Consider the following 12,309-nt stretch of genomic DNA (forward strand, 5'->3'; position numbering starts at 1 on the left):
ATTTCACCTTTGTGAACATGAGTGTTGTTTATCCCTTATTAACAGAAATATTATAGATATATGAATACCGACTAATTTACGAAACAAGACGAGAAAAGAGGCCCAGCTGCTTAAAATAATGCAGCTGGGCCTTTCGATTTTTTTATTCATCGTGCTCAGTAAAGACAATTTCATAGACATTAGATACCACTTCAAAGGAGTGTATACGGTCATTAAAGTTATAAGTGCAAAGGGCCTGGATCGTGTCGGAAAACACATATTCGTCCCGTTCCCGCGCAGGTCTAAAGAGTGGAAACACTTGCATATGAAGTGTGTAGATCAATTTGATTAATTCCCCAGGCTGAATATCTGTAATTTGCACGGTCTGCTGCTCCATCTCAAGCACGGTTAACTCGCGTTTATGATCAGACCACTGAATAGAGCCATTTAGAATCGTAGACACACCCGGAGCAGGTAAGGGCAGAAACAAATCTGCTTTTGTATTTCCTGAATTCCGAATAGTTATCTCAAATAGAATATCGTCACCTGGCTCCACATATTTCGGTGATGTGAGAACATGAAGCAGTATGCGCGGGGCATAGAAAAAAACAGGTGTAAGAGCTAGCGTTGTCAGTCGAACCGACCTTCCATCATTGATTCGAAATGTGTAAGTCAGCCGTGAACGGTTAACCCATTCTTCAGCAGGAACAATGGAGTTAGGGATCACAGAAACTTTCGATTCAAAAGTGATATATATGCTGGAGTGTGGAATTAAAGTGCCTAAAGGAAGTCCCGTCGCTAAAGAAACCTTCGGTCGTAGAATACCGTTTACTTTTACTGTATCCGGAACCAGGTTGAGCTCTGGGGCTTGAAGTAAGTCATAGACTGCGTCTACGGGAATCTCTCCTTCATTTTGGATAAGTACTTCATATGTGACTGTATCCTCATAGGTTACTTGAACAGGCGTTATCTTTACGGAAATTGTTAATACCGGTAACAAATACGTGATAGACACCGGGTTTGAACGAATTGTAATTTCTTCTCCCTGATTGATATAAAGTAACGTTGCAACACTCGTAAGAGGAGTCGAAGTTGTCCTTTTCCCTATTCTCACCTGATACGATATTTGGGTCGTTGAGTTTGCAACAACAATAGGGATTGTAATACCTGCGAATGGATCAAGATCAGGGGCGAGGAGACCATCAATCACCACACTGCCGGGAAGAAAAGTCATCTCACCCGACAATAATGTGCTAGCTACGGCATTTCTGATATCTTCTCTTCCTGTATTCGTGATTTGTATAAAAAAAGTAATGATATCTCCCTCAAAAGTCTGATTCGTATTCGCATAATAGTAAATGGATAATTGAGAGGGAGATACGAATAAGGTGACAGGATTAGAGATGAGCTCTTTTGTAATGAGACGACCATCCATCGCTTGGAACGTATAGTTTGCTGTGGCCACGTTGGTAAGAGTTAAAGAATCAGGAATGCTGCTTATAATGATCTGGAACTGAATCGTAACTTTCTCGTTGATCGGCAAGATCCCAATTTGCAGACCCTCTTGCGGATTGGCGCCTGGCACAGGAAGACCATCTTTCAAGAGGCTGTTGGGAATAAAGGAGGTGCCCTCCGGAAGTGTATCGATTAGCGTAACTTCTGCAGGGGCATTCCCAGTATTCTCTATTTCAAGCTGATACATAACGATGCTGTCGAGTGTCACTTGTTCCATAGAGGCACTTTTATTGAGTGTCAGAATAGCACCTGTTAGCGGGATAGATAGCATATTGGAATAAGACACACCTTCAAAACGGCCTGATGCAAAACGGACAGAAGATTGATTGTTTACTACATAATTCCTTCTATCCTGCGAATTCATATCGTAACGACCTGTACTTGGAATGTAATGGTTGAGAAAGCTCCCTCCTGAATGGTCCCAACCGTAACCCCAGTATTCGGATTGGCGTTAGGTCTAGCGTTTCCATCCACAATTACACTTCCAGATACAAATTCAGTACCGGCAGGTACGGGGTCTACCATAACGACATTCTCAACTTCTACGATTCCGTTATTGGTAATAACTACGGTATAAGTGATGGTATCGCCAACAACGGCATCTCCTGTGGAGGTCGTCTTTACAACCGTTACATTCGGTGATGAGACAGGAATCACGAGCGGGTTAGAACTGAAATTGCCGCCGAGGAATCGACCATCTGGGGGTGCGTAAGTAAATGTTCCAAATGCTTGATTGATCAGTTGTTGTAATTCTGGAAGCGTGTCAACGATGATCTGTAAAGTTACGGTGATATTGATATTCGATCCGGGAGCTACATTACCAACAGGAATCCCTGTTTCCGGATTCACCCCGGGCTGAGGAACTCCATTGATGAGTACACTATTTGGAACCAAAACGGCTCCATCAGGTAAGTCATCCGTTAAAGTTACAATTCCCGGTAAATTGCCTGTGTTCGTCAAATTTAAGAAATAGGTTACGGTATCGCCTACGGTCACGTTTGAGGAGTTGGCTGTTTTGAGTAATTGAAAAATAGGCTGGTAGATCGGAATGCTCACTGTGTTGGAATAGGAAGCACCTGTAAAAGCACCTGAGGTAAAACTGACGGATGAACGGTTTTGAATGGTGTAAGGAGCACTTGGCAGCGTATTCACTCTCACGTCAAAAGTTACGGTCACTGCATTCCCTGGTGCAATCGTGCCTAGATTAATCCCGCCCGCTGGGTTTGCGTCTATTCGGGAATTTCCATCAACGGTAACACTTCCGGGTACAAAAGTACTTTCAGCTGCTAAAATATCGGACAATACAGCATTATTCACATTCGCAATTCCGTTATTCGTAACAATGACACGATACGTATAGGTGTCACCAACGACTGCGGTTGCTACAGAGGCTGATTTCACGAGTGTAATATTTGGGGAGGAAACAGGTATTTGCAATAAATTACTGGCAAAAGAACCATTCAGTGTTCTACCATCAGGCAACGTATAAGTGAAGGTTGAAGTCGCTTGATTACTTAATTGTTGACTGACCGGTAACGTATTAATGACGACGGAGAACAAAACGGTGGCTGTAGATGATATAACACCGACGGACATACCTGTTGCAGGATTTGCTCCGGGAACTGGAGCGCCATTCACAATGACACTGTTCGGAATAAGTGTTGTACCTTCAGGAATGAGATCGGTTAGAACGACACTGCCGCCATAATTACCTGTATTCGTATACGTAATCGAATAAACTACGGTATCTCCGACCGTTGCATTGATGGTATTTGCTGTTTTAACGGCTGACAAAATAGGGCTGTATACCGGCGTGCTCACGGTATTTGAGAATGTACTGCCTGAAAATGTACCCGAAGTAAAGGTTACGATTGCGCGATTTTCAATTTGCGACAAAGAGGTCGTAGGTATTGAGTTGATACGATATTGAAAAGTAACGTTGACCGTAGACCCTGGAGTTATACTTCCGATCGTCACTCCTGTAGAAGGATTGGCGGTGGGGCGCTGGGTTCCGTCTATATATACACTGCCGCTGACAAAGGAGGTTGCTGCGGGAAGCGCATCGGTAATGATCACATTATTCACGGTCTCGATTCCACTGTTTCCAATGGTTACGGTATACGTATTGACGTCCCCAACAGTAAGTGCCGTTAATGAAGATATTTTAACTGCTGTCACATTAGGAGCAGAAACAGTAACTATAGACACGTTAGAAGACATATTTCCGCCGAGCGTTCTACCTGATGGCAATGTATAAGAGTAACTGACAAAGGATTGATTACTCAAGAACTGCGGACTCGGAAGCGTATCGATTACGACAGAAAAGGTAATTGTACTGGAGGTCCCTGGGGTAATACTACTCGATACAATGCCTAGAGAAGGGTCGGATCCAGGTGATGGAAGTCCGTTGATTAATACACTGTTTGGAACAAAAGAGGTGCCAGCAGGGATCGTATCTGTTAGATTGATGCTTGCACCAAAATTACCTGTGTTACTTACCGTAATACTGTAAGTGAGTGTATCGCCAACGGTAGCATTGATTTTGCTTGCAGATTTGACAGCTGCAATAACGGGGTTATATACGGGAATGATCGGTGCATTAGAGAAGGTTGTACCTGCAAACACCCCAGATGTAAAACTTACGGATGCGGAACTACTGATTTCAGGTGGAGTTGGTACGGAATCAACCCTTACATTATATGTGACTGAAGCAGAAGCTGAGGCTGCAATTCCGCCTAAACTAATCCCACCCGTTGGATTAGCAGTTGGATTCGGACCGCCATTAATTGTGACGCTACCAGGAATGAATGACGTCCCTGTTATTGGATCTGATAAAAGCACATTTTGCACATCTTCAATACCAAGATTAGTAACCGTTACGGTAAACGTGATAATATCACCTACGGAAACATCAGCAAGTGAGCTTGTTTTGGTAACAAGTACATTTGGTGAGGATACAGGGAAACTAACTGTGTTAGATAAAGCGGTTCCTGTTAATGTCCGATTATCAGGAGTGGTAAACGTAAAAGTAGAAGAAGCTTGATTCGTAATGAACTGTGGTGATGGAAGCGATGTAATCGTAACGGAAAAAGAGAGGACTGAAGTTGCACCGGCTGAAATTATTTCTGTACTGACTCCATCAATGATGGAAACGCCAGGTATGGAAATTCCATTAACAAGAACACTGTTTGGAGTAAAGGTAGTTCCTGCAGGGATGGTATCTGAAACGATAAGTGCAGCGGGTAGATTTCCAGAGTTTGCAGCCGTTATTGTATATACCACAGTATCGCCTACGGTTGCATTGTTTGTATCCGCTGTTTTGGTGAGTGAAATTTGCGGTTGAGTGATTGGAATCTGTGTTTGATTTGATGTTGATGTGCCTGAAAAAACACCTGATGTAAAACTAACCGTTGATTGGTTATTAATCTGTGAAGGTACAGCCATGGTTACATTCACCTCAAATGTAACGACAGCACTTGCCCCGGGGGCTAGACTGCCGATTGGAATGCCGGTTAGAGGCGATCGATTTGGAGCAAGGACTCCACCGATCACCACACTCCCGGGTACAAAAGAAACGTTCTCCGGTAATCCATCGCTGACAATGACATTGGTGATCGAAGAGGGACCACGATTAGTAATCGTGGTGGTGTAGGTAACTCTATCACCTACTACAGCCAAAGCGGTAGAAGTGGTTGTGACCACAGATACATTTGGAGCAGATACCTGAATTACAACACTGTTAGATGTAGTACTTCCAGACAGTACACGGCCAGAAGGAGTTTGATAATAGAACAAAGCAGTTGCCTGATTCAGGATCTTCTGCGAGGCAGGCAGTGAATTTATCGTTACGAGGAAAGTAACAACGGTCATTCCACCTGCAGGTACATCCGAAATCAAAAAACCACTCACTGGGTTGGCGCCTGGAGCAGGCACACCTCCAATTACCACACTATTGGTCACAAAGCTGACTTCAGGAGGTAATACATCACTCAATGTTAGAGAGCTAACTGTATTACCCGAATTGCTGATTTGAATCGTATAAGTCAGTGTGTCTCCAGCTGTAGCCAGTGTTGTATTCGTACTTTTCACAAGGGAAATCACAGCGTTATAGACAGGAATCGTCACTGTATTTGATGTGGAGGAACCCGTGAATGATCCGCTTGTAAATGCAGCAGTAGCTTGATTTGCAATCGCTCCAGAAGCAGGTAAAGAAATGACTTTTAGCTGATAAGTTACCAAGGCAGAGGATTGAGCACCAAGTGGACCAACCGCAATCCCGCTAGAGGGTACCGCGGTACTTGCAGCAACTCCATTAATACGAACTGAACCGTTTACAAAGGAGGTGCCTTCGGGCGTGAGATCAGCTAAAATAATGGAGCTGACGGTTCCAGTTCCAGTGTTACTTACTGTAATACTGTAAGTGATGATATCATCTATCGCTGCTTCAGTCGTATTTGCTATTTTAACCAAGCTAATATTGGGGGCTGACACAGGAATGGATACGGTATTAGAAGTAAGAGCACCACTTTGTGTGCGGCCGCTAGGTAATGTATATGTGTAATTGATCGCTGCTGTATTCGTGATGGTTTGCGGCGTTGGCAGAGAAATGACCTCAAGCTGGAAAGTGACCGTGCTTGTGACATTCACACCAAGCGTGCCAACGGAGAATCCAAGTGCAGGATTTGCTGTAGGAATTGGCACCCCATTTAGCGCCACACTTCCTATAACAAAGTTTGTTCCAGGCGGTATGTTGTCTGTAATTTGAACTTGGGCTCCTATGTTTCCTGTATTCGTAAGCTGTAGTGTAACTTCAAGTAGATTACCAATGGCAGTACTTGTAGCGTTAAAGCTTTTTAAGGCGGAAATATTAGGCGCGTATATAGGCGTAGAAACAATATTAGATACAACGTTTCCTGTAAAACTGCCTGAACCATATGAGATACTCGATTGATTCGAAATCTGACTAGTCAAAGGGACTGAAGTTACAAGCGCTTGAAAAGATACAGAAGTTGTTCTCCCGCTCTGCAAGCTTCCTATGGAAATACTATTGGCGGGATTTGCATTAGGTCGAATAACACCATCCACAGTAAAACTTCCCGCAATAAAGTTTGTGCCTGCGGGGCTGGCATCTGTGAAAACGATATTTTGTAGAGTGGTCAGACCATTGTTTGTAATAACGGAAGTATATGTGATCGTTTCTCCTACGGATGTATCTGTTACATTTGCTGTTTTTATAACGCTCACATTCGGCGTGGTTACTGGGATCGATAAGGTGTTTGATACGGCAGACCCACTGATTGTTCTTCCATCAGGTGGCTGAAACGTATAAGAAATACTTCCTTGATTAACTAGAGTGGGCGGTGCAGGGAGTGAGTTAACAAGAACTTGAAAAGTAACGTTTGTTGTACTGCCGAGAGCTAGAGTACCTATATTCACACCAGTAGCAGGATTTGTTCCGGAAATCACTGTTCCATTCACTCGAAAGCTGCCAGGGACAAATGTTGTACCCGCAGGAATGACATCGCGATAATTTACAGCGGCTCCTATATTTCCCGTATTAGCTATGGTTGCCGTATAAGTCACCGTATCTCCTACCGTGGCATTTGTTGTGTCTGCTGACTTAACTATAGTGAATAGTGGATCATAAACAGGTATCGATAGGTTATTGGAGGGGATGACACCTGATATTGTCGCGCCTCCGGCAACACTCTGGAAAGTAAATGCAGTATTAGCGGAACTAGAGATGGTCTGGTTGGTTGGAATAGAGCTGACTGTGGCTCTGTATGTAATGGTTACTGAACTGCCTAAGTTCAACGTTCCGATGGGTACACCGCTAAGTATATCGTAGGTTGGTCTTGATGTTCCTCCAACAACCACACTTCCAGGTACGAAGGTAACGCCAGAAGGTAGGACATCCGTTAATACGACACTCGCAGCATTAGCCGTTCCGGTATTGGATACAACAACGGTGTAGGTATAGGTGTCTCCTAAGATTAACCCTGTTGCAGAAGCACTTTTGACGACATTAATAGAAGGGGAATTGATATTGATCTGAATGGCATTCGCGTTAATAATGTACACATCACCGGAAGTGGTGAGGTTCAGTACTGCAGAAGACTGATTATTGATTAGTCTTGCCGAAATATCAACATTTGTAATATCCCAGCCCTGTCTGCCGCCTATGATATTCGTTCCAGGTGCACCATTTGTTTGATTTAATGTTCCGAATGTCCCTGTTGTATTAATAAGTCCAGCATCATTATTAATTTGGGATGCGAAGAAATTATTAGCAAAGTTATTTGGACCTGATAGAGAAACAAGTGTAGCAGAAGTCGGACCAAACTGGGCAGAGTCTCCCGTTCGGTTGGCATCTCCTTCCTGTGCACTGAATAAAGCGCGACCGCCAAGTGGTCCTGAAGTTGGAGTTGCAAATCCAGTTATCGTTGTAGCATTGGATGCACTTACTAGAATGCCGCCTGCTCTTAGCGACATGTTCCGGAATGGGAGTGAGGAGTTGTTATATATGACGGCTAGGGTCCAGCCTGCATGGTTAGCTGTACTGTCTCCGGTGATAATGATCGTTCCTACCACACTTCCCGTAGTATATGTCCCGGCACCCGCTTGCTGTACAAGCGGCGTTACATTGGCAGATCTAACATAGGCCTGCGCACCATTTCCGAGATCAAATGCATTGTATGTGGTGGGATCCGGAATAACGCTGTTTGTTCCCGCTGGTGTAATAAAAGTCACCGGGTTATTAATTGCGCTGGACAAATTAACCGAACCATTAATATAAGAACCGCCCCAGATGAGTTCCGCATAGAGAACCGTACTTCCCGTTGGCATCACTAGATTGGCAGAAGAGCTATTGTTTACATAATTATTCGTGGTTCCCAGGGGGAAAGTCCCAAATCTTGAAGTTGTGTTTGTCGTTATAAAAGCACCGATGCTGTCTAAATCTCCTGGAACACCTTGGACAGCAGATCGGCTTAAGCCTAGTGTATTCCCTGTAAATGTGATCCCGCCGGTAGCGTTAAAGGTTGCCCTTAGAACCAGAGGAATGAGAGACACCCCCTTAGAGTAGAAATATAAGGTTATGATATGAAATAGAATCCATTTCATAATACCTTTCAATAACGAAAAAAATGCTGTTAAACCTAAGGTATGTTAGGTATACAAAAATATTGTCAGTTTTATACCAGTGTTATCCAGTTTTGAATTTTAACCTTTACTTCATGTACAATGGATAGAGTTCGAAGATTTAGGAGCCATATGATTAGGTATAATCGCTTAAGAGTAAGGAAGGATGAGTTAGCTTATGAACGAGTTAGTCAATCATCAGAATCAAATGGAACAAGTGAAGAGAATTAAAAATGAAATCACCCGATTTATTATGGTTTATAAATTTGCACTTGATGAGATCGAGACCAAAATTGATATTCTGAAAGAGGAATTTGAATCTTTTCATGATTACAGTCCGATTGAGCATACGAAGTCCAGATTGAAATCTCCGGAAAGTATATTGAAAAAATTACACCGTAAGGGACTTCCCATTTCAGTGAAGAATGTGAAAGAACATATTAAAGACATTGCGGGTCTCCGAATTACATGCTCTTTTATTTCAGATATATACAAAGTTAGTGAGATGCTGCAAAAACAAAGCGATCTTAAAGTGCTTGGCGTGAAAGACTACATTGAACATCCAAAACCAAATGGATATAAAAGTTTGCATTTGATCGTGGAAGTACCTGTGTTTCTATCGGATGGGGTAGAGCAAGTATGTGTGGAGATTCAGATTCGAACCATTGCGATGGACTTCTGGGCCAGTCTGGAGCATAAGATTTTTTACAAGTACAATAAAGATGTACCAGAGACTCTGCTTAAAGAACTCAAAAGCGCTGCTGATACGGCGAACAGCCTGGATCTGAAAATGGAGCGACTACACCACGATATTAAAGAAATTAAAGATGCAGAAGAACAAAGCAGCCAGGAAGATCTTCGTAAAATCGTTATTCGTGATCAACAGTTTATGCTTCCTTCCGCTTTTCTTGAAATTATTGATCAGGCAACAGATTCTTTCCGTAAAGATCAAAAGTAATATAGAAAATTAGTAATTAACTGTACTATTTAATTTATACTTATACTAAAAAGGCTGTCCCTGTAGTGTTTACCTACACTAGGACAGCCTTCTTTATTTATTTCTTATTTCTTTTATTTTTCTGGACTTTTCTAATAATAACAAAGAGCATAACACCAATAAGCAGAAGACTAGCGACGGCAGTGATGATGATATTCTGAATATGAGGTGTGTTTACTGAGAGTTCTAGATGGTTAGCGGATAAAGGTTCTATATGCCAGGTCATTGTTTTACCGTCCGCAGTCACAATATCCGCATTACTTGATTCTGGTTTGATCGGCAAAGTTAACTTGAAATCAAGTTCCACATCTTTTAATAATAAATTACGCACGAAGTTAGGAATCGCTGTTAACTGTTCCGTCCATGTATGGTCAGGAATCGCAGACATCAGATCCGCATCGACGGTAATCTTGTGTTTTGAGAAGAAGAAACCTTCCTCTGTCACGGTAGAGTAAGAGATACTTTCAGGAAGTTCCTGCTTGTTGTCCGCTTGACTGATCTTCACTTCCTTAGAAGCAGAAATCTCACTCCCATCTTTGGACTCCACGTTCTCCGTCACAAAACCTTTGTCTTCAAAAGCTTTCTCAATAGACTTTACAAGCTCTTCATGTCCTATAAATTTGATATTGCGATTCTGAACCTGCAGGTTAAAATTAACGTCTGCTGTGCCATCTGTATGGACAGTTACATGTGCTTCACCTTTGGCACAGGCGGAGAGAAGGAGCAGGAGCAGCAGGGACAAGATAAGGGTAGGTACACACTTGTTTTTTCGGTTCTTCATGGTTATCTAATCAAGCCTTTCTACTATGTAATAAGAGTCGAATAGGGACAGCTAATAAAAGTAAATCATAAAATATAAATCATATGATGCAAGTCAAAGCCATATACATATAACGGGAAACGTAAAATGCAAGCCAGCAGCAAAAGGCCAAGCGAATGGGAGAGGATCTGGTACTGAAGGAGCATCCTTATGTGCAGGAGGCGAACCGCATGAGTGCAGAATTGCTCATCCAACTGCTAGTGCTCATCTTGATGATTATTCAGCTCAGTTCCCGTAAGTCGTAAGGCATACGCAATAAGCAAAGAAGAGAGGAGGACCGGTATCCGGTCGCTCCTCTCTTCTTTGTACCCTCTATGCAGAGGGTGCAAACCATAATTGATTGACTACATAATAAATAAGAGATAGATAACGGCTGCAAGGATAATGCGATAAATCGCAAATGGAACGAGTTTCACTCGGTTAATCAGTTTCAGGAAGAAACGGATCGAGATGAGGGCAAAGATAAATGCAGATATGAACCCTGCAATAAAATAAGGAAGTGCATCCATTGTGAAATACTCCCAGTTTTTAAGGAGAGACAAGAAACTTGCACCACACATAACGGGAACAGCCATAATGAAAGTAAAATCAGCTGCTGCCCGGTGACTCATGCCAAGAAGGACACCGCCGGAAATCGTAGAGCCGGAACGTGAGAATCCAGGCCATAAAGATAGACACTGCATAAGTCCAATTGAGAATGCTTGGCGATAGGTCATTTGATCCACGGTTTCTACTTTTGGCTGTTTGGGAGCAAAGTAGTCAGCGGCAATCATAAAGAAAGCACCGATGACAAGTCCGATGAGTACCGTGTTAATGGAGAATAGATGCTCATCAATATAATCTTCAAAAAGGACGCCGAGGACAGCGGCAGGAATGAGCCCTACAATAACTTGGGACAATTTTAGCCGATTATGACCTGGTCCTTCTGGAATCGCAGGTTTTTTCTTACCGAACAGTCGGTCGAGTCCGAGCAAGTTAATAAAGCGATCTTTAAACACCACAACCACAGCAAGTATAGAACCTAACTGAATGACTACTTTAAAAGTGTTTGCCACATATTGAGTTAAAAATTCTTTTGAATTCAGCCACATGTCATCAACAATGATCATATGTCCCGTAGATGAAACCGGGGCAAACTCGGTTAATCCTTCCACCATTCCAAGAATAATGGTTTTTAGTAAATCTATAAAATTCATGTTGATGTCACTTCTCCTTTATAAAGGGTGCTTCTATTATTTAGCTTTTTTGTTGCGTCTGAAAAACCAGATCAGGAAAGCGATACCTGCTATTGCAATAATCGCATACGCAAAATTAGAGTATACACCGATGAAATCAGTGATTTCATGCCAGTTGCTGCCAAGGGTCGCCCCGACGAGAACCAGAATCGTATTCCAAATTAGTGTACCGATCGTGGTATACACCAGGAATAATCCAAATTTCATATTGGACATACCCGCTGGAATAGAGATTAGACTTCGTACCAGCGGGATCATACGGCAAAAGAGCACAGTCCAGTATCCGTATTTATCAAACCAGGCATCTGCTTTATGGATATCTTCTTTCTTGACACGCAGGATATGTCCCCAGCGATCTACGATCTTCTCCAAACGCTCTACATCAAGTAAGAGACCAACACCGTAAAGAATCACTGCGCCAACGACAGAACCAACTGTAGCAGCGACGATTACCCAGAATACGGTAAGGGACGTATAGGTGGTCATAAATCCGCCGAAGGGGAGTACGATCTCCGATGGAATCGGCGGAAAGACATTCTCAAGTGCAATAATGAGAGCAATACCAATGTAACCAAACTGCTCCATAAAACTTGTAATCCAGTTCTCCAAGGTTTACCTCCTAC

At 42.7% G+C, this 12,309-nt stretch carries 7 protein-coding genes; 2 read left to right on the forward strand and 5 right to left on the reverse strand.

Annotated elements, in window-relative coordinates; all coding sequences use genetic code 11:
- Positions 1-142 precede the first annotated feature (142 nt).
- Both QPK24_RS10170 and QPK24_RS10175 read right to left on the reverse strand, forming a co-directional pair.
- Entirely contained in the window at positions 143-1,858 is a 1,716-nt protein-coding gene (locus QPK24_RS10170) for a DUF11 domain-containing protein (RefSeq protein WP_285748364.1), read from the reverse strand.
- Entirely contained in the window at positions 1,855-8,565 is a 6,711-nt protein-coding gene (locus QPK24_RS10175) for a DUF7507 domain-containing protein (RefSeq protein WP_285748366.1), read from the reverse strand. Before QPK24_RS10175 ends, QPK24_RS10170 begins: the two co-directional genes overlap by 4 nt.
- A 247-nt stretch (positions 8,566-8,812) precedes the next feature.
- Here QPK24_RS10175 and QPK24_RS10180 point away from each other — a divergent pair, with 247 nt between their 5' ends.
- Complete coding sequence (locus tag QPK24_RS10180; RefSeq protein WP_285748368.1) at positions 8,813-9,592, forward strand: GTP pyrophosphokinase; 780 nt, start codon at positions 8,813-8,815, stop codon at positions 9,590-9,592.
- 97 nt (positions 9,593-9,689) lie between these two features.
- Here QPK24_RS10180 and QPK24_RS10185 read toward each other — a convergent pair whose 3' ends face one another.
- Complete coding sequence (locus QPK24_RS10185) at positions 9,690-10,412, reverse strand: DUF3153 domain-containing protein (protein ID WP_285748371.1); 723 nt, start codon at positions 10,410-10,412, stop codon at positions 9,690-9,692.
- Between the two features lie 155 nt (positions 10,413-10,567).
- Here QPK24_RS10185 and QPK24_RS10190 point away from each other — a divergent pair, with 155 nt between their 5' ends.
- Positions 10,568-10,696: a hypothetical protein gene (locus QPK24_RS10190; protein WP_283771318.1), complete on the forward strand. Its 129-nt coding sequence runs from the start codon at positions 10,568-10,570 to the stop codon at positions 10,694-10,696.
- A 99-nt stretch (positions 10,697-10,795) separates the two neighbouring features.
- Here QPK24_RS10190 and QPK24_RS10195 read toward each other — a convergent pair whose 3' ends face one another.
- Both QPK24_RS10195 and QPK24_RS10200 read right to left on the reverse strand, forming a co-directional pair.
- The gene (locus QPK24_RS10195; RefSeq protein ID WP_285748375.1) at positions 10,796-11,647 is read right to left on the reverse strand and encodes an undecaprenyl-diphosphate phosphatase; all 852 of its coding nucleotides are present in this window, start codon (positions 11,645-11,647) and stop codon (positions 10,796-10,798) included.
- 36 nt (positions 11,648-11,683) lie between these two features.
- Positions 11,684-12,295, reverse strand: a complete 612-nt coding sequence (locus QPK24_RS10200; protein ID WP_285748377.1) for a DedA family protein — start codon at positions 12,293-12,295, stop codon at positions 11,684-11,686.
- Positions 12,296-12,309: the final 14 nt, after the last annotated feature.

Source organism: Paenibacillus polygoni (assembly GCF_030263935.1).
GTDB classification, from domain to species: Bacteria; Bacillota; Bacilli; order Paenibacillales; family Paenibacillaceae; genus Paenibacillus; species Paenibacillus polygoni.